Raw genomic sequence first — 25,609 nt, forward strand, 5'->3', positions numbered from 1 at the left:
GTGCAGCCCGCCAGCCTACGGCGCGTACCGGCGCGCGGCAATGGCCGATCGGCGCTCGCGCGGCGAGCGCGACCGGCCGCGGACGGATCGTCGGTTACCGTAGTCCGCAGCGCTCGGCAGTCGGAAGGGTGGTCGTGTACCTCAAGAGCCTCACCCTGAAGGGCTTCAAGTCCTTCGCGCAGCCGACCACCTTCGCCTTCGAGCCCGGGGTGACCTGCATCGTCGGACCCAACGGCTCGGGCAAGTCCAACGTCGTCGACGCGCTCGCGTGGGTCATGGGCGAGCAGGGCGCGAAGACCCTGCGCGGCGGCAAGATGGAGGACGTCATCTTCGCCGGCACCTCGACGAGGGGCCCGCTCGGCCGTGCCGAGGTGAGCCTGACGATCGACAACTCGGATGGCGCGCTGCCCATCGAGTACAGCGAGGTCACGATCTCGCGCACGCTCTTCCGGAACGGCGGCAGCGAGTACGCCATCAACGGCGAGCAGTGCCGCCTCCTCGACGTGCAGGAGCTGCTCAGCGACTCGGGCCTCGGCCGCGAGATGCACGTCATCGTCGGGCAGGGCCAGCTCGACCAGGTGCTGCACGCGAGCCCCGAGGACCGCCGCGGCTTCATCGAGGAGGCGGCGGGCATCCTCAAGCACCGCCGTCGCAAGGAGAAGACGCTCCGCAAGCTCGATGCCATGCAGGCGAACCTCACGCGCCTGACCGACCTCGCGGCGGAACTGCGACGTCAACTCAAGCCGCTCGGACGCCAGGCCGAGGTCGCGCGTGAGGCGGCCGGCATCGCCGCGGTCGTGCGCGACGCGAAGGCCCGGCTCGTGGCCGACGAGGTCGTCGAGTTGCGACGCGCGCTCGATGCGGCGGGCCGGACCGAGCATGAGCGCCACGCCGAGCGCCTCGTGCTGCAACAGGAGCTCGAACGGCACCAGGCGCGCATTGATCGCCTCGAGCAGGCGCCCGGCGGCGACGAGGTCGACGTCGCACGTGCGGTGAGCTTCGCGCTCGAGCAGTCCGAGGCGCGCCTGCGCTCGCTCGATTCGCTCGCCCGACAGCGGATCGCGCTGCTCTCGGCGGCCGATGAGGGCACCGAGGCCGCGCCCACGCTCACGCGCGCCGACATCGATGCCGCGCGCGCCGAACTCGAGGGCATTCGCGAGACCGTCGGCGACGCCGCGTTAGGGCTCGAGCAGGCGGCGTCCGCAACGCGCGAGGCGAGGACGGTGCTCGACGCCGTCGACGAGGAGATCGCGGCGCAGGCCGCGCGGGTGAGCGCCTACGACCTGCGCGCGTCGCAGCTCGCCGGTCGCGCGGATGCGGCGGCCTCGAAGCTCGCGGCGGTGCGCGGCGAGGTGCTGCGGCACCGCAATGCGCTCGATGCCGCGGTGCTGCGGCGCGAGGCGGCCGCCGCCGAGCTCGTACGCGTCGAAGCCGAGTCCGATGCCGATCCGAGCGCGGAAACCGACCTCGACGAGGCGTACGAACTCGCCCAAGCCGCGGTCTTCGACGCCGAGTCCGAGATCGAGCGGCTCCGCGAGGCACTCCACGAGCGCGAGCGCGAGCGCGATGCCCTCGGGGCGCGCGTCGGGGCGCTCTCGCTCGCACTCGACCAGAAGGACGGGTCGGCGGCCCTCGTCGCCTCCGGCACCCCGGGCGTGCGCGGGCTGCTCGCGGAGCACCTGCGCGTCGAACCGGGATACGAGGCGGCCATCGCCTCGGCGCTCGGCTCGCTGGCCGAGTCGGTCCTCGTCGACGACCGCGATGCGGCCCTGCGCGCGGTCTCGGCCGCGATGGACGGCGATCTCGGTCGCGTGGCGCTCGCCATCGCGGAACCCGGTCGCGCCACGCCGCCTGCGCTCGCGGTGCCCGGTCTGGTCGCGGCGGTCGACGTCGTGGGCGCGCCATCCGGGGTGCTCGGCCTGCTGGGCGAGGTGCTCATCGCCGACGACCTCGACGCGGTGCGCGTCGCGGAGCCCGGGCTGGCCGCGCTCGATCGGCCCGCGACCGTGATCACGCGCGACGGCACGGTGGTCGGCCGTTACGTCGTGCGCGGCGGCTCCGGCCGCACGCAGAGCCGCATCGAGCTGCTCGCCGAGCGCGACCGCGCCCAGGCCCGTCTCGAGGAGGTCCGCGCCGACATCGAGCGCGCGCGGTTCGACCTCGACGAGCAGCGCGGCCTCGCCGAGCACGCGAAGGAGCGGTCCAAGCTGGCGCTCGCCGCGCTCCGGGAGTTCGACGCGAAGCTCGCCCAACGCACCGAGGCACTCAACCGGGCTCGCGTGCAGGCCGAGGCCGCCGCCGGCGAGACCGAGCGCCTCGCCGAAGCGCTGCGCACCGCCGAGGAGCGGATCGCCGAGGCCGACCGGGCCGCAGCGGACGCCAAGGCCGACCTCGAGGCGGCGAGGTCCGAGCCGCGACCCGTGCTCGAGGCCGAGCGGCGCGACGGCGCGCTCGGCGCGCTCGAGCGTGCGCGCGAGAGCGAAGTCGAGGCACGCCTGCGGCTCGAGACCGCGCGCGAGCGCGTCCGTGCGGAAGAGGTGCGGATCGCCGCGATGGAGCGCCAGCACGACGCCGAACGGCGCGCGGCCGAGGAGGCCGCTCGCCGGGCCGTCGTCCGCCGCGCGCAACTCGCGTCGGCGATGCGGGTCGCCGAGGCGCTCCCGCCCGTGCTCGCGTCGATCGGTGCGTCCGTCGCCGAGGCGCGCGTCGCACTCGCGGCGGCCGAGGCCGAGCGGGCGAGCCGCAACGAGGAGGTCCAGGCCGCGCGGCGCGCCGAGGCATCCGTTCGCGAACGCCTGCACGCCGTCACGGAGGACGTGCACGGCCTCGAGCTGCGCATCTACGAGAAGAAGCTCCACGTCGCCTCGCTGGTCGAGCGCGCCGAGAGCGAGCTCGGCCTCGGCGAGGACGTCCTCATCGCCGAGTACGGGCCCGACCAGCCGATCCCGGTCGACGGCGATGCCGACGCCGAGCCGCGGCCCTTCGAGCGCGCCGACCAGCAGAAGCGCCTCCAGGCGGCCGAGCGCAAGCTCGCCCAGCTCGGCCGTGTCAACCCGCTCGCCCTCGAGGAGTTCGCGGCGCTCGAGCAGCGCCACCAGTTCCTGACCGAGCAGCTCACCGACCTGGCGAACACCCGCAAGGATCTCCTCACGATCATCGAGGAGATCGACGGGCGCATGGAGTCGATCTTCCGCGCCGCGTTCGAGGACACGCGCGCCGCGTTCACCGAGGTCTTCCCCGTGCTCTTCCCGGGCGGCGAGGGCCGCATCTCGCTCACGAACCCCGACGACCTCCTCACGACCGGCATCGAGGTGAGCGTGAAGCCGGCCGGCAAGAAGATCGAGCGGCTGTCGCTGCTCTCGGGCGGCGAGCGATCGCTCGCGGCCGTCGCCCTGCTGCTCGCGATCTTCAAGGCGCGGCCGAGCCCGTTCTACATCATGGACGAGGTCGAGGCGGCGCTCGACGACGCGAACCTCGGCCGCCTCCTCACGACGTTCGAGGACCTGCGCGAGTCGAGCCAGCTCATCGTCATCACGCACCAGAAGCGCACGATGGAGATCGCCGACGCGCTGTACGGCGTCTCGATGCGCCAGGACGGCGTGTCGGCGGTCGTGGGGCAGCGCGTGCGCGAGGAGCTCGAGGCGAAGGCGAGCTGACGTCGAACCCGACGGCTCAGGTGAGCCGGCGGTCGCGGGAATCGACGATGCGGAACCAGCGGTACCCGTACGCGCCGAGTTCCACCTCGGCCCGGCCTCGCTCGTCGATCGGGACCACGTTCTCGGACAGCAGGTCGGACAGTCGCGCCTGCTCGGGCACCTCGCCGAGGGCGAGCTCGACGGTGACGGGCCGAGCGGCGAAGTTGTGCACCGCGATGAAGCTGCCGACGTCGGCCGAGAGACGATGCGCCAGCACCGACCGTTCGCGGGTCTCGAGCAGTTCGAACCGGCCCCAGCCGATCTCGGGCGAGCTCCGGAACCGGTGCGCGAAGACCCGGATCTTCGCGAGCAGCGAGCCCTCGTCGTGCATCTGCGACTCGACGTTGACGTGCTCCGGCGCGTACCCGTCGGTCGGCGGCTTCGCCACGAGCTTGCGTGCGGGAGCCCGCGAGAACCCGCCGTTCGCCTCGGTCGACCACTGCATGGGCGACCGCATGGCCATGCGCCCCCCGAGGTCGGGGTTCTCGCCCATGCCGATCTCCTCGCCGTAGAACAGCACCGGCGTGCCCGGCAGGGAGAACAGCAGGCTGTACGCGAGTTCGACGCGGCGCGGGTCGCCGTCGACCATCGGCGGCAGGCGTCGGGCGATGCCCCGGCCGTAGATGCGCTGGTCCTCCTCGGGCGCGAACGCGTCGAACACCTCCTCGCGCTCGTCGTCGCTCAGCTGGTCGAGGGTCAGCTCGTCGTGGTTGCGAACGAAATTGGCCCATTGCGCCTCGATCCGCAGCTCCGGTCGCGACGCCAGCGTCTCCGCGAGCGGGGTCGCGTCCTCGCGTGCGAACGACAGGTACATGCGCTGCATGGCCGGGAAGTCGAACTGCAGGGCGAGCTCGGCGGGCTTGTCGACGTGCCCGAAGAACTCGACCTGCCCGGCGTACGGCAGGTTCACCTCGCCGAGCATGATCGCCTCGCTCGACCTGCGCTGCAGGTAGCGACGGATGTCGCGGAGGAACTCGTGCGGATCGCCGACGTCGACTCCGGCGGGCGGTTCGATGAGGAACGGCACTGCGTCGACGCGGAACCCCGAGACGCCGAGTTCGAGCCAGAACCCCATGGTCTTCGCGATCTCGTCGCGAACCCTCGGGTTCGCGATGTTGAGGTCGGGCTGGTGACGGTAGAAGCTGTGCAGGTAGTACTGGTCGGTGCGCTCGTCGTACTCCCACACGCTCGACTCCTCGCCCGGGAAGACGACCTCCTGCTGCTTCGCGGGCGGTTCGTCGCGCCAGACGTAGAAGTCGCGGAAGCGCGACTCGCGGCTGCGCCTCGCCTCGCGGAACCAGGGGTGCTGGTCGGACGTGTGGTTCATGACGAAGTCGATGATGACGCGCATCCCGCGGTCCCGGGCCGTCCGCATGAACTCGACGAAGTCGCCGAGGGAGCCGAGCCGGGGGTCGACCGTCAGGAAGTCGGTGATGTCGTATCCGTCGTCGCGGCGCGGAGACGGCTGGAACGGCATGAGCCACAGGCAGCTCACGCCCAGCCCCGCGAGGTGGTCGAGGCGGTGGGCGAGCCCCTCGAAGTCGCCCACGCCGTCGTCGTTCCAGTCGAGGTACTTCTCGACGTCGAGGCAGTAGACCACCGCGGTCTTCCACCAGAGGTCGCTGCGGTCCGTGATCCTCATCGCCCCACCGCCGTGAGCTCGGGCAGGACGTGCTCGGCGAACGTATCGATGAACCCGCGCTGCTCCTGGCCGACGTGGTGCAGGTAGATGCGGTCGACGCCCGTGTCGGCGAGCTCGAGCAGCGCGTCGCGATGACGGCCGGTGTCGGATGTCGCGAGCAGCGTCGTCGCGACCTTCTCGGGGGTCGCGTCCGCCGTGCGACGGTCGAAGTCCTCGGGCTGCTCGAGCTCCCACGCCTCGTGGGCGGGGACCAGGCTCTGCCGCCACTGGTCGTGCGCGATCGCCACGGCCTGCTCGTCGGTGGGCGCCCAGCTGAGGTGCACCTGCACGCAGATCGGGCCGCGTCCGCCCGCCTCGCGGTAGGCCTGCATGAAGTCGCGGAGCGCGGCACGGTCCTGGTCGACCGTGATGACGCCGTCGGCCCAGCCGGCGGTCTCGACCGCGGTCTCGGGGGAGACCGCGGCGGCGAGCAGTGCCGGCGGGGCGTCGGGCCGCGTCCAGAGCCGTGCCTCGTGCACCGGCACGATGCCGTCCTGGTCGACCTGCTCGCCGGCCAGCAGGCGCCGGATCACGTCGATCGACTCGGCGAGCCGCCGGTCGCGCGTGTCCTTGTCGGGCCACGGATCGCCGGTGATGTGCTCGTTCATGCGCTCGCCGCTGCCGAGGGCGGCCCAGAACCGCTCCGGGAACATCTCGCCGAGCGTCGCGATCTTCTGCGCAGCGACGGCCGGGTGGTAGCGCTGGCCGGGCGCCGTCACGACCCCGAGCGTGAACGAGGTCGCCTGCAGGGCAGCGCCGAGCCAGCTCCAGGCGTAGCCGGAGTGGCCCTGCCGGACACTCCAGGGCGCCCAATGGTCGCTGCACATGGCGGCCTCGAACCCGGCCTGCTCGGCCTGCACGACGGCGTCGAGGAGCGCGCTCGGAGGAAGCTGCTCGTGCGACGCGTGGAATCCGACGAGGGGCATGGGGGTCTCCTTCCGTCGCGGCCGATGCTTCCCGAGGCCCGGCTTGGCGGCAAGGCCTTGCGAGGCTTCGCGGGCCCGGGTATCCGCGTGCGCGCGGCCTGATCGCGTATCCGCAGCCCCGTACGGGGGGATGTCGCGGGAGGCGGCTGCGGTGGGATGATCCGCCCATGGCGGACGAGAAGTGGCTCCCGTGGCTCGTGAGCACCATCGTCGTGGCCGCGCTCGCAGGCTGTTCCGCCGGATCTGTGGCGGAGACCACGAGTCCGTCCCAACCGGAGGAGTCGACGGCGCCCCCGTTCGAACCGACCCCGGACGCGAACCCGCTTCCCGACGTCCTGACGTTCGAGGCGGGAGCCGACCTCGACCCAGCGGTCTGGATCGCGGGCTGGCATGTCGTCCCCGCTGACATGGCGCACGGCTATGCGGTCGTGCATCAGCGCGACGATTGGGAGGAGGTCCACCTCGACGACCAGGGATGCGTCAGCACGCGGTCGCACCAGTTCGGCTCGCTCGACGGGCTCGACCTCTCGCTGGATGACCGCGCGTTGTCGGACCAGTACTTCTCTCAGGTCGTGGGAATCCCTGCTGAAGCCATCGCCGAGAACGGGTCCGACGTGCCATACCCCGTCGTCGGCCGCGACATGACCATCGAATTCCGCGTCCTCGGCGGGTCGCGAAGCGACGGCGGCGCCTGGCTCGCCGCGGCGCGAGTCCTCGGCGCCCTCGACACGGCCATGATCATCCGGCTCGAGTGCGAACCCGGAGGGATGACCGGGGCGAGCAGCCAGGACTTGTTCGACCATCTCGCCGAGGTCGCCGGACCGGATGGCTCGGTCGTCGGCATCGGCCGAGCGGACTGGAACGTCGTCGACACCCTCGACTTCGACGCGGGCGACGAGCTGATCGAGACGTCCGCGGCAGCGTGGGTCGACGGCGCACTCACCACCGATCCTTCGTGGACGCTCGACGAAGGCGCTGGGAACGACGGGTCGTGGCAGTACCGCGCGAACGACGGCGACTGCCTGGTTGATTTCGAGCAGAATCTTCTCACCCCCGAAACGCGCGCCTCCGGCGAGGACCGGACGGCGAGTGACGAACTGCTCGCGGTGTGGCTCGACCTCCCCTTTGAGGAGGTGACCGACGCGGCGGAGGACGGCGGGATCGCACTCGGTGTCCCCGGCAACGACCTCGCCGGCGCCCGTCTGTACGAGGAGGCGGACGGCCGAGGGGGTACGGTCACCGCTGCGCGGGCGCTCGTGCAGCCCGGCTTCGGCTTCATCATCTCCGTCGAGTGCCGGAAGGCGGACCCCCGAGGTGTCCTCGAGCAGGTGATCGCGAAGTCGGCGTTGCAGGTGGTGCCGTGATGACCGGAGGGTCGGCACCCGACGCGGCGTGAGTTCGCGCCATCCGCATCGCCCGTAGGCTGGACGGCATGGCAGAACGCGCATCGTGGTCGCTCGGCGCGGCCCTCCGCAACGTGTTCGGCGCGAGGACCATCGACGAGGACACCTGGGACGACCTCGAGTCGGCCCTCATCCGCGCCGATTTCGGACCAGCCGTGACCGAGGAGATCGTCGACCGCATCAAGGCGCAGGTCGAGCGGTACAAGACGACCGACCCGCGCGATGTCCAGCGGATGCTGCGCGAGCTCGTCGAGGAACGGCTCTCGAAGTACGACCCGACGCTCAAGCTCACCGAGCGCCCCGCAGTCGTCCTCGTCGTCGGCGTGAACGGCGTCGGCAAGACCACCACGATCGGCAAGTTCGCGCGGTTCCTCCGCACGTACGGCCGCAGCGTCGTCGTGGGCGCGGCCGACACGTTCCGCGCCGCAGCGGTCGAGCAGCTCGCCACGTGGGCCGAGCGCGCCGGCGCCCAGGTGGTGCGTCCCGAGCGCGAAGGCCAGGACCCCGCGTCGGTCGCCTTCCAGACCATCGAGTACGCGAAGGCCACGGGAACCGAGATCGTCATCATCGACACCGCCGGGCGACTGCACACCAAGGGCGGCCTCATGGACGAGCTCTCGAAGATCAAGCGCGTCGTCGAGAAGCAGGCGCCCATCAGCGAGGTGCTGCTCGTGCTCGACGCGACGACCGGCCAGAACGGGCTCGCGCAGGCCGAGGCGTTCATCGAGCACGGGGGCGTCACCGGCCTCGTGCTCACCAAGCTCGACGGCTCCGCGAAGGGCGGGTTCGTGATCGCCGTGCAGGAGAAGACGGGCCTGCCGATCAAGCTGATCGGGCAGGGCGAGGGCATCAACGACCTGACGGGGTTCACGCCGCACGTGTTCGCCCAGAAGCTCGTCGGCTGACGGGAGGGGGAGGGCGCATGTCGATGGAACACGACTACTTCGGGCTCGTCGGCGATTACTGGTCCGAGCGGTTCCAGTACGCCGACCAGGACGTCGAGGTCGTGCTCGACGCCGATGCCGACCTCGTCTCGACCGCGGCCCTCGACGCCGCGGCGACCCTGATCGGCGAGCTCGAGCTCGTCGACGACGAGCTGCGAACGCTCTTCGTCGGCCAGCTCGACTCGTCCGCGTCGCCGGTCGTGCGCTTCCTGCGGGCGGTGCTCGACGGCGAGGGCGATGAAGCGGATGCCGCAGCCGACGCCATCACGCGCGACTCCGGCGACCGGGACATCGACGCGTTGCGATCCCTCTCGCTCGTGCGCGTCGACCTCCGCCCCGACGCCGACCGCGACGGCGAGACGTTCGCGGAGTTCGAGTACGGTCTCGCGCCCGAGGACGTCGACGCCCGCCTGGTCGCCACGATCGACATCGGGCGCGAGATCGTCGACGTCCGCCACGACGCGTAGGGGCGCACACCGGGTGCCCTTCCGGGCCAAGTAGACTTCTGCCCACTATGGCAACGTTCGGGACCCTGTCTGACCGTCTCACCGAGACGTTCAAGAACCTCCGCACCAAGGGCAAGCTCTCCGCATCCGACGTCGACGGCACCGTCCGCGAGATCCGGCGCGCGCTGCTCGACGCCGACGTCTCGCTCGACGTCGTGAAGTCGTTCACCGCGACCGTGCGCGAGCGCGCGCTCGGCGACGAGGTGAACCGGGCGCTGAACCCCGCGCAGCAGGTGGTGCAGATCGTCAACGAGGAGCTCGTCGGCATCCTCGGCGGGCAGCAGCGCCGCCTGCAGTTCGCCAAGACCCCGCCGACGGTCATCATGCTCGCGGGCCTCCAGGGCGCCGGCAAGACCACGCTCGCGGGCAAGCTCGCCAAGTGGCTCAAGAAGGACGGCCACACGCCGCTGCTCGTCGCCGCCGACCTGCAGCGTCCGAACGCGGTCAACCAGCTCCAGGTCGTCGGCGGGCAGGCCGGAGTGCAGGTGTTCGCCCCCGAGCCCGGAAACGGGGTGGGCGATCCCGTGCGCGTCGCGAAGGACGCGGTGGCGCAGGCCCAGCGCGCCCAGCACGACGTGGTCATCATCGACACCGCCGGCCGCCTCGGTGTCGATGCCGAGATGATGAAGCAGGCCGCCGATATCCGCAAGGCGACGAACCCCGACGAGGTGCTGTTCGTCATCGACGCGATGATCGGCCAGGACGCGGTGGTCACCGCCAAGGCCTTCCAGGACGGCGTCGACTTCACCGGCGTGGTGCTCTCCAAGCTCGACGGCGACGCACGTGGCGGCGCCGCGCTCTCCGTGGCCTCCGTCACCGGCCGGCCGATCATCTTCGCCTCCACGGGTGAGGGGCTCGACGACTTCGAGCCGTTCCACCCCGACCGCATGGCGAGCCGCATCCTCGACCTCGGCGACATCCTCACGCTCATCGAGCAGGCCCAGCAGGCCTTCGACGAGGAAGAGGCGCTCAAGGTCGCCGAGAAGCTCGCGACCGAGCAGTTCACGCTCGAGGACTTCCTCAAGCAGATGCAGCAGCTGCGCGGTGCGGGCTCGATCAAGAAGATGCTCGGCATGCTGCCGGGCGCGGGTGGCATGAAGCAGCAGCTCGAGAACTTCGACGAGCGCGAGATCGTGCGCACCGAGGCGATCATCCAGTCGATGACGGTCGCGGAGCGGCGCAATCCCAAGCTGCTCAACGGGTCGCGGCGTCTGCGCATCGCCAAGGGCTCGGGCATGACCGTGACCGACGTGAACCAGCTCGTGCAGCGGTTCGAGCAGGCCGCGAAGATGATGAAGACCGTCGCTCGCGGCGGCGTGCCGCAGGTCCCGGGCATGGGGCCGATCCCGGGCGTCGGCACGTACGGCGGCGGCAAGCGCCAGGCCGCCAAGGGCAAGAAGAAGTCGTCGGGCTCGCGCTCGGGCAACCCGGCCAAGCGCGCCGCCGAGAACGCCGCGATCGCGTCCGGCGTCTCGCCGGCCGGCGCCTCGAACGCGCCCGCCGGATCGGGCTTCGGCCTGGGCGGCGACGGCGCGAAGGGTGCGCCGAGCGAAGAGGAGCTCGCCGCACTCCAGAAGTTCCTCGGCCGCTGAGACGGAGCGCACGATGACCACCGGCAACGCCGACTACCGCGATTCGGGCCTCGAGTTCGCCCCCGACTTCCTCCTGGGTTCCGCGACGGCGTCGTACCAGATCGAGGGTGCCGCGCGCGAGGACGGCCGCGGACCGTCGATCTGGGACACGTTCAGCCACACGCCCGGCAAGGTCTGGAACGGCGACACCGGCGACGTCGCGTGCGACCACTACCACCGCTGGGAGTCCGACCTCGACCTGATGGCCGAGCTCGGACTCGAGGCGTACCGGTTCTCGATCGCGTGGCCGCGCATCCAGCCGACCGGACGCGGGCCCGCGAACGAGGCCGGGCTCGCGTTCTACGAGCGCCTCGTCGACGGGCTCATCGCCCGCGGCATCCGCCCCATCGCGACGCTGTACCACTGGGACCTCCCGCAGGCACTCGAGGACGAGGGTGGTTGGACCAACCGGGCGACGGCCGACGCGTTCGCCGAGTACGCGCGCATCATGGGGGAGCGGCTCGGCGACCGCGTCTCCGTGTGGACGACGCTCAACGAACCGTGGTGCTCCTCCTACCTCGGGTACGGGTCCGGAGCGCACGCACCGGGGCTCATGGACGGCGCCAAGGCGCTGGCCGCCGTGCATCACCTCAACCTCGCGCACGGACTCGCGGTCCGCGCGCTGCGCGAGGTGGTGACCAACGACCCCGGGTTCTCGATCACGTTGAACCTCCACGTCATCCGCCCGTCCGGCGAGACCGGCCACGAGGCCGCGCGGCGGATCGATGGGCTCGCGAACCGGGTGTTCCTCGGTCCGATCTTCGGCGACGGCTATCCCGAGGACGTCATCGCGGACACGGCCGCGGTCACCGACTGGGCGTTCGTCAAGCCCGGCGACACCGAGCTGATCGCCCAGCCCATCGACCTGCTCGGCGTCAACTACTACTCGACCGTCACGGTGCGGATGTGGGACGGCGTCTCGCCGCGCGTGAACGCCGACGGGCACAAGGACATGGGCGGCACGCCGTGGCCCGGGTCCGAGCACGTCGAGTTCCTCGAGCAGCCCGGGCCCTACACCGCGATGGGCTGGAACATCGACCCGTCGGGCCTCGAGGACCTCCTGGTGGCACTGCACGGCGCCTACCCCGAGGTGCCGCTCATGGTGACTGAGAACGGCGCCGCCTTCGACGACGTCGTCACCGACGGCGCCGACGGCCCGCAGGTCGACGACCACGACCGCATCGACTACCTCCGCCGGCATTTCACCGCCGCGCACCGGGCCATGGCCCGCGGCGTCGACCTGCGCGGCTACCAGGTGTGGTCGCTCATGGACAACTTCGAGTGGGGGTACGGCTACTCGAAGCGCTTCGGCATCGTGCGCGTCGACTACGACACGCTCGAGCGGCTGCCGAAGGCGAGTGCGCGCTGGTTCTCCGAACTGATCCGGACGCGCCGGATCCCCGCGTAGCTGCGGCGCTCAGCGGCCGGTGCCCTCCCGGAGCTCGCGCGCGAGGTGCGCGACGACCGCGGTGAGGTCGCCGTCGTGCTCGGCGGCGACGGCCAATTGGCGCTGGTAGCCCGCACCGCCCTCGATCGTCCGTCGCACGCGCTCGAGCTCCTGACGGCAGCCGAGGCGGTCGGCGATCGGGGACAGCGTGTCGACCAGGTCGGCGAGGTCGTCGGCGACGGGCCGCTCGGTTCCTGCGACGTCCGTGATGACCTCGGCGTCCATGCCGTAGCGAGCCGCCCGCCACTTGTTCTCGCGCACGTACCACGGCTGCAGCACCGGAAGCGTCTCGCCGGCGTCGAGCCGGCCCGACATCCATTCGACCAGGCACTGGATGAGGGCCGCGATGGCGCCGATCTCGTCGGCGGACGACACGCCGTCGCAGACTCGCACCTCGACCGTGCCCCAGCGCGGCGACGGCCGGATGTCCCAGCGCACCTCGGTGTGGTCCTCGATGACACCGGTGCGCACGAGGTCGTCGACGTAGCGCTCGTACGCGCCCCAGTCGGGGAGCGGATAGGGCAGTCCGGCCGTGGGCAACTGCTGGAACATGAGCGCGCGGTTCGAGGCGTAGCCGGTCTCGACGCCGGCCCAGTAGGGGCTGGATGCCGACAACGCCTGGAGATGCGGCACGAAGGCGAGCATCCCGTCGAGGATCGGCAGTGCCTTGTCGCGCTCCTCGATGCCGACGTGGACGTGGATGCCCCAGATCATCATGTTGCGCCCCCACCAGCGCGTGCGCTCGATGAGCTTGTGGTAGCGGGCCTTGTCTGTGAGGTGCTGGTCGTACCACTGGCTGTAGGGATGCGAACCGCTGCAGATGAGTTCGTACTCGCCCAGGCGGTCGAGCACGGCGCGCACTTCGGCGACCTGCCCGGTGAGGTCGTCGACCGCGCCCGCCACGTGATGGTGGACGCCGCTTACGAGCTCCACGGTGTTGGTGAGCAGCTCCGAGGTGATCCATGGATGCGGCGTGCCGTCGGATCCGGCGAGCTCGGCGAGCACCCGATCGCCCACGGACGCGAGCTGGCCGCTCGCCCGGTCGACGATGGCGATCTCCCACTCGATGCCCACGGTCGAGCGCTCGGACCGTGCGAACTCGATCGGCATGGTCGCCTCCGTCGGGTCGAGCGGGAATCTGCGGCAATCATCGCACGGGGCCGCATCGGCTCGGGGTTGCGAACGTAACGTACGAGTACGATGTGCCGCATGATGCGTCACCACTGCGAGGGACGATGAGCGGCTCGTCGATGCGCGTGCTCGAGGTGCTGAGCCTCCGTGAACAGGTCGAGCGCACGCTGTCGTCGCGCATCGTGGCCGGCGAGTTCGCCCCCGGCACGGTCCTGACCGTGCCGACCCTCGCCGGCGAGTTCGGGGTCAGTGCGACCCCCGTGCGCGAGGCGATGCTGAACCTCGCCCGGCGGGGGTTCCTGAGCCCCCTCCGCAATCGCGGGTTCGAAGTCACCGCAGTGTCGGCCAACGAGCTGCGCGAGCTCGGCGAGATCCGGCGCCTGCTCGAGGCGCCGCCGATGCGGTCACTGGCCGGCAGCCTGCCCGACGAGACCGTCGCGCGGCTGCGTGACCTCGCCGACGAGATCGTGCGCGCCGGCCGGGAAGGGCGGTTCGAGGACTACCTCGAAGCCGATACCCGGTTCCACCTCGCATTGCTGGAACGCACCGGCAATCGACGGCTCGTGCAGCTCGTGAGCGAGCTGCGGCAGCAGACGCGACTGGTCGGCCTGGTGAACCTGGCCGACTCCGACGAGCTCGAGAACTCGTCGCTCGAGCACGCCGAACTCGTCCGCCTGCTCGTCGAGGGCGACGGCGAGGGCGCCGAGGCACTCATGCGACGGCACATCGGGCACGTCTCGGGTCTCTGGAGCGGTCGGCAGGAGGACTAGCGCCCGAGCGCGGTCCCCCCGCCAGTCGGGTGACTTGCGCACGCGCCGCGCATCGGTAATATGTCACGTACCGCCCGTAGTGATATGTCACGTATGACGCGCGAGCGGGTCCCTGCAACGTCGCATTGAGGAGAGACCCATGTCCCACGGACCCCGGCGCCGCGCGCGCCTCCTCCCGCTCGCCGCAGGCGCGAGCCTCCTGCTGGCCCTGACCGGGTGTTCGGGCGGCCTCGCCGGCGGCGGTGACGAGGGCGGCGAGGACGGGCCCATCACGCTCGGCATGCTCGCGCCGTTCTCGGGCAGCGAGTCGGCGTTCGGCGCCTACATGCAGAACGGCGCGCAGCTCGCGATCGACGAGCTCAACGCCGACGGCGGCGTGCTCGGTCGCGACCTCGAGCTCGTCGTCGAGGATGACGCGTGCGATGCCACCACGGCGGTGGCCGGTGCGAACAAGCTCGTGACCGACGGCGTCCACGCGTCGGTGGGCGGGTACTGCTCGGGTGCGACCCTTCCGACGCTGCCGATCTTCGACGAAGCCGGCATCCCGATGATCATCCCGGCCGCCAACTCCAACGAGCTCGTCCAGGGGCTGCCCGGCGTGTTCCTCATCAACGGCACGGGCACGCAGCAGGCCGCCGCCGCGGTGCAGTATGCCGAGAAGATCGGTGCGACCACGGTCGCGGCGATCGACGACGCCACGTCCTATTCGGCCGACCTCGCAGCATCCTTCGTCGAGCAGGCCGGCGAGGCGGGCCTCGACGTGGCGTTCGAGGCGACGGTGACGCCGGGCGAGAACGACTACTCGGCCGTGGCCACGCAGCTGGCGAGCGAGCAGCCCGACCTCGTCTACTGGACCGGCTACTACCAGGAGGGCGGCTTGATCGTCCGCCAGGCCACCGACGCGGGCTACGACGGCACCTTCCTGGTGGGCGACGGCTCGGTCGACGCCAAGTTCGCCGAGATCGCCGGTCCCGGCTACACCGACAACGTCGTCGCGACGTTCACCCAGACGCCCGACATGATCGAAGGCGCCGACGACTGGATCGCCTCGTACACCGAGCTCGCGGGTGAGGCACCCGGCCCGTACTCGACCCAGTCCTACGACGCCGTCCGCGTCGTGGCGCAGGCGATCGAGGACGCAGGGAGCACGGAGACCGACGACGTCATCGCCGCGATCGAGGCCCTCGACGGGTTCGACACCTTCGCGGGGCCGCTCACCTTCACCGACGACCACACCCTGTCGGGCGGCGGGTTCGTCATCGTCGGGATCGACCCCGAGTCCGGTGCGTTCGTCCTCGAGGACGACCTGCAGGGCTGAGCCGTGGGAACGGGCGGCCGCGCGCCGCCCGTCCCGACCGCCATCGGAAGGAGTCTGATCACATGATGCAGCTCATCTGGAACGGCCTCATCGTCGGGTCGTTCTACGCCCTCGTCGCGCTCGGCTACAGCATGGTCTACGGGATCATCAAGCTGCTGAACTTCGCGCACGGCGACCTCTACATGCTCGGCGCGTTCGTCGGGTTCTTCACCCTCAACGCGTTCGGGATCTCGAACGAGACCTCGATCCCGCTGCTCGTGGTCATCCTGCTGCTCTCGATGGTCACGACCGGCCTCATCGGCGTCGGCATCGAGCGGATCGCCTACCGGCCACTGCGGAAGAGCCCGCGACTCGCCGTGCTGATCACCGCGATCGGCGTCTCGTTCACGCTCGAGTACGGCGTGCGCCAGATCTTCGGCCCGAATCCCGAGGCGTTCCCCATCCGGCTCGAGTCGACCGGCTTCGACTTCGCCGGCATGCGCATCACCGCCTCGCAGCTCGTGCTCGTGGTCATCGCCGCGGCGCTCATGCTCGTGCTGGCGCACATCGTCGAGCGGACCCGCGAGGGCCGCGCCATGCGCGCGATCGCGCTCGACCCGCAGGGGGCCCAGCTCATGGGCGTAAACGTCAACCGCGTCATCGCGACCGTCTTCTTCATCGGGTCAGCGCTCGCCGGTGCCGCGGGCGTCATGGCCGGTGCGTACTACGGCTCGATCGACTTCCTGATGGGCTTCATCATCGGGCTCAAGGCGTTCACGGCCGCCGTCATCGGCGGCATCGGCAACCTCTACGGCGCGATGCTCGGCGGACTCCTGCTCGGCCTGCTCGAATCGTTCGGGGCCGCCTGGTTCGGCGGCGAATGGCGTGACGTGTTCTCGTTCGCCTTCCTGATCCTGTTCCTCACGTTCAAGCCCACGGGCCTGCTCGGCGCCCGCGTCGTGGAGAGGATGTGACATGGCACGCGACCTCGACCTCGCGCTGAAGAACGCGCCGCTGCGCGCGCCGGCCCCGCTGTTCGACCGTCCGCGCCCGGCCCGCGGCGTCTTCACCTCGCAGAGCGGCTTCCTGCGCGCGCTCGGCGTCCTCGCCGTCCTGCTGCTCGCCGTGCTGCCCTTCCTCGACGCCTCCCGATACACGATGTCCATCGCGACGAGCGCGCTGATCTACGTCATGCTCTGCATGGGCCTGAACGTCGTCGTCGGCTACGCCGGACTCCTCGACCTCGGCTACATCGCCTTCTTCGCGGTCGGCGCCTACGTGTCCGGCATCTTCACGACCGTGCTCGGATTCCCCATGTGGCTCGCGCTCCCGGCCACGATCGTCGCCTGCATCGTCGCGGGCGTCATCATCGGCGGCCCGACCCTCCGACTGCGCAGCGACTACCTCGCGATCGTCACGCTCGGCTTCGGCGAGATCATCCGCATCACCGCGAACAACCTGGAGATCACCGGGGGTCCGTCGGGCATCCACGGGATCCCCTCGTGGGACTTCGGCGGCTGGAGCTTCGACGACGGCTTCGCCATCGGTGGCCTCGAATTCCCCGGGTACGTCGTCTTCTACTACTTCGTCGCGACCGTCGTGGTCGTCGTCGGGGTCATCGGCGCCGGCCGCCTCGCCAAGGGCAAGCTCGGCCGCGCATGGAAGGCCGTGCGCGACGACGAGGACGCTGCCGAGGCGATGGGCATCAACACCTACGTGGCGAAGATCTCGGCGTACATCATCGGCGCGGTCTGGGCCGGGATGGCGGGACAGCTCATGTCGACGCACCTGTCGGCGATCAGCCCCAACAGCTTCCAGTTCCTGTACTCGGCGCTGATCCTCATGGCGGTCGTGCTCGGCGGGATGGGTTCGACGCCCGGCGTCATCATCGGCGCCCTGTTCGTCTCGCTCGCACCCGAACTCCTGCGGGATTTCGCCGAATGGCGATACCTGATCTTCGGCATCCTGCTCGTCGTGGTCATGCTGTTCCGCCCCGCGGGGCTGTGGCCGGCGACGGCCGTGCTGCCGTGGTTGAAGCGCACACGGCCGCAACCACCGCCGTTCACCTCGGCGGTCGGCGCGATCGACCAGGGCGTGCCCGACGTCGAACCGAGCGTCATGGAGTCGGTCGACGGCCTGCCCGCCACCGACGCCGAGGAAGGGAGGCAGGCATGAGCGCGGTGCTCGAGGTCCGCGACCTGCGACTGCAGTTCGGCGGCGTGAAGGCCGTGGACGGGCTCAGCTTCGACGTGCGCGAGGGCGAGATCCTCGCGGTGATCGGACCGAACGGCGCCGGCAAGACCAGCGCGTTCAACTGCATCTCGGGCTTCTACCTCCCGACATCCGGCTCGGTCGTCTTCGACGGCAAGCGCATCGTCCGAGAGGTGCCCAAGCCCTGGCACGCCCTTCGGCTCGTGCACCTGCTGCAGAGCTTCGGCTTCTACCGGGTGCTCCCGTCGCGGGTCACGAAGTGGGGGATGGCACGGACGTTCCAAAACCTCCGGCTGTTCCGGGAGCTCTCGGTGCTCGAGAACGTGAAGACCGCCATGCACGCCAACCTGCGCGAGGGGTTCTGGTCGACCCTCGTGCACACGCCTGGATATCGCCGGGCCGAGGAGGCGTGCGTCCGCGAGGCGCGCGGATGGCTCGACTTCGTCGGTTTCCAGGATGACGAGGACCTCTACGTGGGCCAGCTGCCCTACGGCGAACAGCGCCGGGTCGAGATCGCCCGGGCGCTCGCCACGAGCCCGAAGCTGCTGCTGCTCGACGAGCCCGCGGCAGGCCTGAACCACAACGAGAAGCAGTCGCTCATGGCCCTGATCCGCCGGATCCGCGACCTCGGCGTCGCGGTCGTGCTCATCGAGCATGACATGGGCATGGTCATGGAACTCGCGGAGCGGATCGTCGTGCTCAACTACGGCAAGGAGATCGCCGACGGTACGCCCGCCGAGATCAAGGCGGACCCGCTGGTCATCGAGGCCTACCTGGGCGTCGATGACGACGCGGAACCGATCGATGCGACGCGGTTGCGAACCGGCACGGTGTCGGCGGAGGCGATCGCCGACGTGCTTGGCGCGACCGCCGGCGCCGCGGCATCCGATGGGAAGGACGGTGGCGTGCGATGACGGCGCTCGAGGTGCAGGACGTCGACGTCTACTACGGGCGCGTGCACGCGCTGCGGCGGCTGAGCTTCACCGTGGGGGAGGGCGAGATCGTCTGCCTGCTCGGCAACAACGGTGCCGGCAAGTCGACGACCATGAACCTGCTGTCGGGACTCGTCCGGCCCAAGGCCGGCTCGGTGCGGTGGAACGGCACCGATCTCGCGACCGCGAAGCCGTGGAACATCGTGTCGAGTGGACTCATCCACGTGCCCGAGGGCCGGCGGATCTTCTCGACGATGACCGTGCACGAGAACCTGCTGCTCGGCGGGTACTCGGTGCGCGACAAGCGCCGCATCGACGAGCGGATCGCGCACGTGTACGAACTCATGCCTCGCCTGGCGGAGCGTCGCCGACAGCAGGGCGGCACCCTCTCTGGCGGCGAGCAGCAGATGGTCGCGATCGGCCGCGCACTCATCGGCGGCCCGAGGCTGCTGCTGCTCGACGAGCCGTCGATGGGCCTCGCGCCGCTCGTCGTGAAGCAGGTCATGGAGGTCGTCTCGGCCGTGAACGCGCAGGGGACGACCGTGCTGCTCGTCGAGCAGAACGCGCGCGCGGCGCTGAAGATCGCGCATCGGGCGTACGTCATCGAGACTGGAGCCGTGACGCTCTCGGGATCGGCGAATGAGCTCGCGCGCGATCCGCGCGTGGTCGAGGCCTATCTGGGCGCCTGACACCGGAGCGTGCCCGCGATTCGCGGGTGCGCATCCGCGTACGGGTGAGTAATATGTCACGTATCACAAGGAGGAGGCAGCGTATGCGGGTCGTCGTGGTCGGTGCGGGCGCCATCGGCGCGTCCTGCGCGCTCGCGGTGACCGAAGCCGGCGCCGAGGTCGTCGTCGTGGACCGCGTCGGTGTCGCGGCCGAGACCTCCAGCCGTTGCGAGGGCAACATCCTCGTCTCCGACAAGGCACCCGGCGCCGAGGCCGACCTGGCGATCGTCGCCCGCCGCGCATGGCGCGACCTCGCCGCGCGGCTCGACGACGACCGGGGGCCGGGGCAGCCCGCGACCGAGTTCGAGGAGAAGGGCGGCGTGGTCGTCGCATTCGAGGGCGGTGCCGCCGCCCTCGACGCCTTCGCCGCATCCCAGCGCGTGATCGGCATCCGAGCCCATGCCCTCTCAGCCGACGAGCTCCGCCGACTCGAGCCGCACCTCAGCCCCGAGGTCGTGCGCGGCATCCACTACCCCGACGACGCCCAGGTGCAGCCGAGCCTCGCCACGCAGGCGATGCTGGCGCGCGCTCGCCGTCTCGGTGCCGAGTTCCGTATCACCGAGGTCACGGGGCCCGTCCTGGTCGGCGATCGCCTGGCCGGCGTCGCCACGCCGGACGGGGACATCCTGGCCGACGCGGTCGTGAACTGCGCCGGGCCGTGGGCGGGCGCGGTCGCATCGCTGCTGGGCGCTCGCCTCGACATCAGGCCGCGACGCGGCGCCATCCTGGTCACCACGCCGATGCCGCAGCGCGTGTTCCACAAGGTGTACGACGCCGACTACGTCGGAGCCGTCGGGTCGAGCGACGCCGCGCTCCAGACGTCGACGGTGGTCGAGTCGACGCCCGCAGGCACGGTGCTGATCGGCTCCAGCCGCGAACGCGTCGGGTTCTCGACGGACGACACGCTCGCCCCGATCACCGAGATCGCCGCGAAGGCCACGCGGCTCTTCCCGTTCCTGGCCGGCACGATGCTCCTTCGCAGCTACGTGGGGTTCCGCCCCTACACGCCTGATCACGTTCCCGTGATCGGCGCCGACGGCCGCGTCGACGGGCTCTTCCACGCCGCCGGTCACGAGGGCGCGGGCATCGGCCTCGCACCGACCACCGGCGAGCTCATCGCGCATGCGGTGCTCGGCACACCGGCGCCGCTCGACCCGATGCCGTTCCTGCCGACGCGCGCGAGTCTCGAGGTGGCGGCATGAGCATCCGGATCGTGCTCGACGGGGCCGCGCTCGAGGGGCGCGACGGGCAGACCATCGCGGGCGTCCTCATCGGCGCAGGGCACCGCAGCTGGCGCACTGCCGCCGGCGCCGAACGCGGCGTCTTCTGCGGCATCGGCATCTGCCAGGACTGCCTCGTGACCGTGAACGGCGTCGAGGGCGTGCGCGCCTGCCAGCGCACCGCGCGCGACGGCGACGTGATCGAACGGGAATCGCGATGAGCCGCCGCGTCGTCGTCCTCGGAGCCGGACCGGCCGGGCTCGCCGCCGCGCAGGCCGCCCTCGCACGCGGCGCCCAGGTCACCGTGCTCGACGAGGCGGAGCGCCCGGGCGGACAGTTCTGGCGGCACCACGAAGCGCTGACGGACCGGCGCATGCAGCACCAGTGGGCGCGCTTCGAGCGGCTCCGCGGAGCCCTCGGCCGAGCGGCCGTGCACGCGCAGGCGAGCGTCTGGCGCATCGAGACCGACGGCGGCCTCCGCGTGCACGCACTCGTCGGGCCGGCCGACTCGGCCGGCCGGGCGGGCCTCACGGTCGAGGCCGACGCCCTGGTCATCGCGACGGGTGCGCACGATCGTGCCCTGCCGGTGCCGGGATGGACGCTGCCGGGCGTCGTCACCGCCGGGGCCGCCCAGGCGCTCGCCAAGCGCGACGGTGTGGCGCCGGGCCGGCGGACGGTCGTCGCCGGCGCCGGACCCTTCCTGCTGCCGGTCGCCGCGAGCATCGGCCTGGCCGGCGGCACGGTCGCCGAGGTCGTCGAGGCCGTCGGATCCGCCGCGATCGTGCGCGGCTGGGGCCGATCGCCGTGGCAGCTCGCGGGCGCCGCGGGCAAGGCCGGCGAGCTGGCGGAGTACGTGGGCGACCTGGTCCGCCATCGCACGCCCTACCGATTCGGCAGCGCCGTCACCCGCATCCACGGCGATCGCGCCGTCGAGGCCGTGACCGTGCAGCGCATCGACGCCGAGTGGCGCCCGGTCCCGGGAGCCGGGCGAATCGTCGAGTGCGACTCGGTCGCCCTCGGGCACGGCTTCACGCCACGCCTCGAGGCCGCGATCCAGGCCGGCTGCGCCATCTCGCCCGACCGCTTCGTCGAGGTCGACGAGCGCCAGGCCACGACGGCCGACGGCGTGTTCGCGGCCGGCGAGGTCACCGGCATCGCTGGCGCCGACGCGGCGCTCGCCGAGGGCGCCGTCGCCGGATTCACGGCCGCCGGCGGGCAGCTCGACGACCCCCGACTCCGCGGCGTCCTCGCCGCACGGCGGCGCATGCACGCCTTCGCTGAACGACTCGCGACGCACGCCATCCGACCCGGATGGACGGGGTGGCTCGACGACGCCACGATCGTCTGCCGATGCGAGTCGGTCACTCGGGCCCGCATCGCCGAGTACGCCGACGCGTCGAGCCGCGGGATGCGCCTCGCGACCCGGGCCGGACTCGGCGCGTGCCAGGGCCGCACGTGCGGGCGTAGCGTCGAAGCGCTCGTCGCCGCATCCGTCGACTACGACCACCGGCCGGTGCTCTCCTCGATCCGCATCGGGGAACTCGCCGGCCTCCACGACCACCACACCCAGCACCAGGAGCAGCAATGACCGAGCAGAACATGGACCTCGGCGGCGTCGTCGTCGCCACCACCCTCGCCTTCACGGAGGACCCGTCGGCCCCCGCGGGGCTCGCCGTCGACTACGACCGGTTCGCCGAGCACGTCGACTTCCTCATGTCGAACGGATGCCGCGGCGTCGGCCCGAACGGGTCGCTCGGCGAGTACTCGTCCCTCACCGACGAGGAGCGTCGCAAGGTCATCCAGGTCGCCGTCGAGGCCGTCGACGGTCGCGGCATCGTCATCGCCGGTGCGCACGGCGTGGGCAGCCACCAGGCACGGAAGTGGGCGGAGTACGCCCGCGAGGACGGCGCCGACGGCGTGCTCCTGCTCCCGCCGACGGTGTACCGCGCCAACGAGGGCGAGGTCATCTCGCACTTCGAGGAGGTCGCGAAGGTCGGGCTGCCGATCATGGCGTACAACAACCCGTTCGACACCAAGGTCGACCTCGTGCCCTCGACGGTCGCGAAGCTCGCCGAGATCCCCGAGGTCGTCGCGATCAAGGAGTTCTCGGGCGACGTGCGCCGGGTCTACGAGATCAAGGAGCTGTGCGACATCGACATCATCGCCGGCGCCGACGACGTGCTGTTCGAGCTCATGGTGAACGGCGCCGTGGGCTGGTTCGCCGGCTACCCGAACGCCTTCCCGCGCGAGGCGGTCGAACTGTACAGCCTGTGCGCCGACGGCAAGTGGCACGAGGCGAAGGCGCTGTACGAGCAGCTCGTCGCGGTGTTCCGCTGGGATTCGCGCACCGAGTTCGTGCAGGCCATCAAGCTCTCGATGGACATCTGCGGAAACTCGTACGGCGGCCCGACCCGCCCGCCGCGCGGGCCGCTCTCGGCAGAGCAGCACGCGCAGGTGACGGCCGACACCGAGCGCGCGCTCGCGGCACTCGCGGCCCGATCGGCGGCGGTCGCCTGATGCGAGCCCGCCGGGTGGTCTCGGCCGTCGACTCCCACACCGAGGGCATGCCGACGCGCGTCGTCACGGGCGGCGTCGGCCGGATTCCCGGTGCGACGATGAACGAGCGGCGCCTCTGGGCGATGGAGCACCTCGACGGGCTGCGGGGGATGCTCATGAACGAGCCGCGGGGCCACGCCTCGATGTCCGGCGCACTCCTCCAGCCGCCCGCGCGCGACGACGCCGACTGGGGCGTGGTCTTCATCGAGGCGAGCGGGTTCCTGCCGATGTGCGGCCACGGCACGATCGGCGTGGCCACCGTGCTCGTCGAGACTGGCATGGTCGAGGTGACCGAGCCCGTCACCGAGATCCGGCTCGACGTGCCCGCGGGACTCGTCGTCGCGCGCGTCGACGTCGAGGGCGGTCGGGCGAAGCGCGTCACCATCGAGAACGTGCCGAGCTTCGTCGAGCGGATCGACGAGACGATCGACGTGCCCGGCTACGGCGAGGTGACCTACTCGGTCGCGTTCGGCGGCAACTTCTACGCCCTCGTCGACCTCGACGCCGTCGGGCTGCCGTTCGACCGGACGCGCCAGGCCGACATCCTGCGCGCCGGCCTCGCGATCATGGACGCGATCAACGAGCAGAAGCCGCCGCGCCATCCCGAGCTCTCGGGGGCGAACCACGTGCATCACGTCGAGTTCATCGCGCCGGGCTCCGACGCGGTGCGATCGCGCCATGCGATGGCGATCCATCCCGGCTGGTTCGACCGCTCGCCCTGCGGCACGGGCACCAGCGCCCGCATGGCCGAGCTGCACGCACGAGGCGAACTCGCCCTCCAGACCGACTTCGTGAACGAGTCGTTCATCGGCAGCGAGTTCACCGGCCGGCTGCTGCGCGAGACCGAGGTCGGCGGCGTGCCCGCGGTCGTGCCGACGATCTCGGGCCGCGCCTGGGTCACCGGCATCGGCCAGTACTTCCTCGACGAGGACGACCCGTTCCCCGAGGGCTTCGTCTTCTGACGCGAGCCCCGACCCGACGACCAGGAGGATCGATGGACACCGACCGGATCGCCGCAGCCGCCGCGCGCGCGGCGCGCCCCTTCGCCGACACCGAGCCACGCGCCCGCGCCCGGGCGCTCGTCGCCGTCGCCGACGCGCTCGACGCCGCCTCGGAGGAGCTCATCGCGATCGCGACGCGCGAGACCGGGCTCGCCGAGGCGAGGCTGACCGGCGAGGTGCGACGCACCACGAACCAGTTGCGGCTCTTCGCCGAGGTCATCGTCGACGGGGCGTACCTCGACGCCCGCATCGACGACGCCGACCCCGACTACGTCATCGGCCCCCGACCCGACGTGCGCCGCGTGCTCGAGCCCGTCGGGCCGGTGCTGAACTTCGCCGCCTCGAACTTCCCGTTCGCATTCTCGGTCGCGGGCGGCGACTCCGCGGCCGCGCTGGCCGCGGGGTGCCCGCTCATCGTGAAGGCGCACTCGGGCCACCCGGAGCTCTCGCGCCGGACGGCGCAGGTCGTCGCGGCGGCACTCGCCTCGGCGGGCATGCCCGACGGCGTCTTTCAGCTCGTGGAGGGGCAGGAGAACGGCGTCGCGCTCCTCCGAGACGACCGCATCCGGGCGGGCGCGTTCACCGGCTCGACCCACGTGGGCCGTCTCCTCGCCGATATCGCGGCCTCGCGGCCGCGTCCCATACCGTTCTACGGCGAGCTCGGCAGCGTCAACCCGGTGTACGCCACCGCGGGCGCGGTGGCGAGCGAGCCCGGACTGCTGCAGGGCTTCCTCGGCTCGGTCTCCGGCTCGGCGGGCCAGTTGTGCACGAAGCCCGGCTTCCTCTTCGTTCCGGCGGATGCCGCGCTCCAGCCGGTCGCGGCGGCGGCGGCGACCGTCGCGGAGCACCGCCTGCTCAATCCCGGCATCGGCCGCGCCTTCGAGGAGCGCCGCGCTTCCGTGCTCGGTGCGCGGGGGGTGTCGATCCTCGCCGAGGGCACCGTCCGTGTCGATGAGGACGACCAGCGGTTCGCGACCCCGACCGTCGTCGAGGTCGACGTGGAGACGCTCCGCGACCACCGCGACGAACTGCTCGAGGAGTCCTTCGGCCCGCTGTCGGTGATCGTCCGATACGACGACGTCGCGGCGCTGCCCGAGCTGCATCGGGAGCTGTTCCCCGGCAACCTGACCTCGACCGTGCACGCGCGCGACGACGAGCTGGCCGACGGCGGGCTCGCCGAACTCGTCGATGCCCTCGCCGAGACGAGCGGCCGGGTGCTGTTCGGCGGCTGGCCGACCGGGGTGTCGGTGACGAGCGCCATGCAGCACGGCGGTCCGTTCCCGGCGACGACGACGGATGCCACGAGCGTGGGCACCGCGGCGATCACCCGGTTCCTCCGGGGTGTGGCGTACCAGGGCGCACCGCAGGCCCTGCTTCCCCCGCCGCTGCGCGACGACAACCCGTGGGGCGTTCCGCAGCGTCGGAGCGCCGCCGGTCGCTCGGCCGGGTGGGGGAGCCTCGCGGGCGAGTACTGAGCCGACGGCGGATGGCGCGTGACGGCGCCCCGGGGACGATCTCGTGCCCGGGGCG

Annotated in this window: 21 protein-coding genes; 18 read left to right on the top strand and 3 right to left on the bottom strand. The window is 71.3% G+C overall.

All coding sequences use genetic code 11. The features are described from left to right. Window positions 1-134: 134 nt before the first annotated feature. Window positions 135-3,656 (top strand): chromosome segregation protein SMC, encoded by a 3,522-nt coding sequence (gene smc, locus BLT99_RS04170; RefSeq protein ID WP_092675600.1) that lies wholly within the window; start codon window positions 135-137, stop codon window positions 3,654-3,656. A 16-nt stretch (window positions 3,657-3,672) separates the two neighbouring features. Here smc and BLT99_RS04175 read toward each other — a convergent pair whose 3' ends face one another. Both BLT99_RS04175 and BLT99_RS04180 read right to left on the bottom strand, forming a co-directional pair. Continuing rightward, the gene (locus BLT99_RS04175) at window positions 3,673-5,337 is read right to left on the bottom strand and encodes an alpha-amylase family protein (RefSeq protein ID WP_092669524.1); all 1,665 of its coding nucleotides are present in this window, start codon (window positions 5,335-5,337) and stop codon (window positions 3,673-3,675) included. Further along, window positions 5,334-6,302 (bottom strand): TIGR03885 family FMN-dependent LLM class oxidoreductase, encoded by a 969-nt coding sequence (locus BLT99_RS04180; RefSeq protein WP_092669525.1) that lies wholly within the window; start codon window positions 6,300-6,302, stop codon window positions 5,334-5,336. The genes BLT99_RS04175 and BLT99_RS04180 overlap by 4 nt, the downstream gene beginning before the upstream one ends. A gap of 167 nt (window positions 6,303-6,469) precedes the next feature. Between BLT99_RS04180 and BLT99_RS04185 the strand changes: the two genes are divergently transcribed. The 5 genes from BLT99_RS04185 (at window position 6,470) to BLT99_RS04205 (ending at window position 12,194) form a co-directional block, all read left to right on the top strand. Beyond that, on the top strand, window positions 6,470-7,666 hold the full coding sequence (locus BLT99_RS04185; RefSeq protein WP_092669526.1) for a hypothetical protein: 1,197 nt from the start codon (window positions 6,470-6,472) through the stop codon (window positions 7,664-7,666). 68 nt (window positions 7,667-7,734) lie between these two features. Then, complete coding sequence (gene ftsY / locus BLT99_RS04190; RefSeq protein ID WP_092669527.1) at window positions 7,735-8,610, top strand: signal recognition particle-docking protein FtsY; 876 nt, start codon at window positions 7,735-7,737, stop codon at window positions 8,608-8,610. A 17-nt stretch (window positions 8,611-8,627) separates the two neighbouring features. Continuing rightward, window positions 8,628-9,116 (top strand): hypothetical protein, encoded by a 489-nt coding sequence (locus tag BLT99_RS04195; RefSeq protein WP_092669528.1) that lies wholly within the window; start codon window positions 8,628-8,630, stop codon window positions 9,114-9,116. A gap of 47 nt (window positions 9,117-9,163) precedes the next feature. Further along, window positions 9,164-10,747: a signal recognition particle protein gene (gene ffh / locus BLT99_RS04200; protein ID WP_092669529.1), complete on the top strand. Its 1,584-nt coding sequence runs from the start codon at window positions 9,164-9,166 to the stop codon at window positions 10,745-10,747. A gap of 13 nt (window positions 10,748-10,760) precedes the next feature. After that, a complete protein-coding gene (locus BLT99_RS04205; RefSeq protein WP_092669530.1) occupies window positions 10,761-12,194 on the top strand; it encodes a GH1 family beta-glucosidase in 1,434 nt (477 codons plus the stop codon). A 9-nt stretch (window positions 12,195-12,203) separates the two neighbouring features. On the opposite strand, the gene BLT99_RS04210 is transcribed toward BLT99_RS04205, so the two are convergent. Beyond that, window positions 12,204-13,343, bottom strand: coding sequence for a glutamate--cysteine ligase (locus BLT99_RS04210; RefSeq protein WP_092669532.1), 1,140 nt, complete (start codon window positions 13,341-13,343; stop codon window positions 12,204-12,206). A 125-nt stretch (window positions 13,344-13,468) separates the two neighbouring features. Between BLT99_RS04210 and BLT99_RS04215 the strand changes: the two genes are divergently transcribed. The 12 genes from BLT99_RS04215 to BLT99_RS04270 all read left to right on the top strand — a co-directional run bounded on the left by BLT99_RS04215 (window position 13,469) and on the right by BLT99_RS04270 (window position 25,554). Beyond that, on the top strand, window positions 13,469-14,134 hold the full coding sequence (locus BLT99_RS04215) for a GntR family transcriptional regulator (protein ID WP_092669533.1): 666 nt from the start codon (window positions 13,469-13,471) through the stop codon (window positions 14,132-14,134). 139 nt (window positions 14,135-14,273) lie between these two features. After that, window positions 14,274-15,452: a branched-chain amino acid ABC transporter substrate-binding protein gene (locus BLT99_RS04220; protein ID WP_092669534.1), complete on the top strand. Its 1,179-nt coding sequence runs from the start codon at window positions 14,274-14,276 to the stop codon at window positions 15,450-15,452. A 62-nt stretch (window positions 15,453-15,514) separates the two neighbouring features. After that, window positions 15,515-16,405: a branched-chain amino acid ABC transporter permease gene (locus BLT99_RS04225; protein ID WP_092669535.1), complete on the top strand. Its 891-nt coding sequence runs from the start codon at window positions 15,515-15,517 to the stop codon at window positions 16,403-16,405. 1 nt (window position 16,406) lies between these two features. Beyond that, window positions 16,407-17,606: a branched-chain amino acid ABC transporter permease gene (locus tag BLT99_RS04230; protein WP_092669536.1), complete on the top strand. Its 1,200-nt coding sequence runs from the start codon at window positions 16,407-16,409 to the stop codon at window positions 17,604-17,606. Beyond that, window positions 17,603-18,556: an ABC transporter ATP-binding protein gene (locus BLT99_RS04235; RefSeq protein ID WP_092669537.1), complete on the top strand. Its 954-nt coding sequence runs from the start codon at window positions 17,603-17,605 to the stop codon at window positions 18,554-18,556. Before BLT99_RS04230 ends, BLT99_RS04235 begins: the two co-directional genes overlap by 4 nt. Beyond that, the gene (locus BLT99_RS04240; protein ID WP_092669538.1) at window positions 18,553-19,263 is read left to right on the top strand and encodes an ABC transporter ATP-binding protein; all 711 of its coding nucleotides are present in this window, start codon (window positions 18,553-18,555) and stop codon (window positions 19,261-19,263) included. Before BLT99_RS04235 ends, BLT99_RS04240 begins: the two co-directional genes overlap by 4 nt. An 83-nt stretch (window positions 19,264-19,346) precedes the next feature. After that, window positions 19,347-20,504 carry an NAD(P)/FAD-dependent oxidoreductase gene (locus BLT99_RS04245; RefSeq protein WP_092669540.1) on the top strand — a complete coding sequence of 386 codons (1,158 nt, stop codon included), beginning with the start codon at window positions 19,347-19,349 and terminating at the stop codon, window positions 20,502-20,504. Then, entirely contained in the window at window positions 20,501-20,743 is a 243-nt protein-coding gene (locus tag BLT99_RS04250; RefSeq protein ID WP_092669542.1) for a (2Fe-2S)-binding protein, read from the top strand. The genes BLT99_RS04245 and BLT99_RS04250 overlap by 4 nt, the downstream gene beginning before the upstream one ends. Next, window positions 20,740-22,110 (top strand): FAD-dependent oxidoreductase, encoded by a 1,371-nt coding sequence (locus BLT99_RS04255; RefSeq protein ID WP_092669544.1) that lies wholly within the window; start codon window positions 20,740-20,742, stop codon window positions 22,108-22,110. Before BLT99_RS04250 ends, BLT99_RS04255 begins: the two co-directional genes overlap by 4 nt. Continuing rightward, window positions 22,107-23,039, top strand: coding sequence for a dihydrodipicolinate synthase family protein (locus BLT99_RS04260; RefSeq protein WP_092669546.1), 933 nt, complete (start codon window positions 22,107-22,109; stop codon window positions 23,037-23,039). Before BLT99_RS04255 ends, BLT99_RS04260 begins: the two co-directional genes overlap by 4 nt. Further along, window positions 23,039-24,040: a proline racemase family protein gene (locus tag BLT99_RS04265; RefSeq protein WP_092669548.1), complete on the top strand. Its 1,002-nt coding sequence runs from the start codon at window positions 23,039-23,041 to the stop codon at window positions 24,038-24,040. Before BLT99_RS04260 ends, BLT99_RS04265 begins: the two co-directional genes overlap by 1 nt. 32 nt (window positions 24,041-24,072) lie before the next feature. After that, on the top strand, window positions 24,073-25,554 hold the full coding sequence (locus tag BLT99_RS04270; protein ID WP_092669550.1) for an aldehyde dehydrogenase (NADP(+)): 1,482 nt from the start codon (window positions 24,073-24,075) through the stop codon (window positions 25,552-25,554). The last annotated feature ends 55 nt before the right edge of the window (window positions 25,555-25,609 follow it).

Origin of the sequence: Agromyces flavus, assembly GCF_900104685.1 — a bacterium.
Lineage (GTDB): Bacteria > Actinomycetota > Actinomycetes > Actinomycetales > Microbacteriaceae > Agromyces > Agromyces flavus.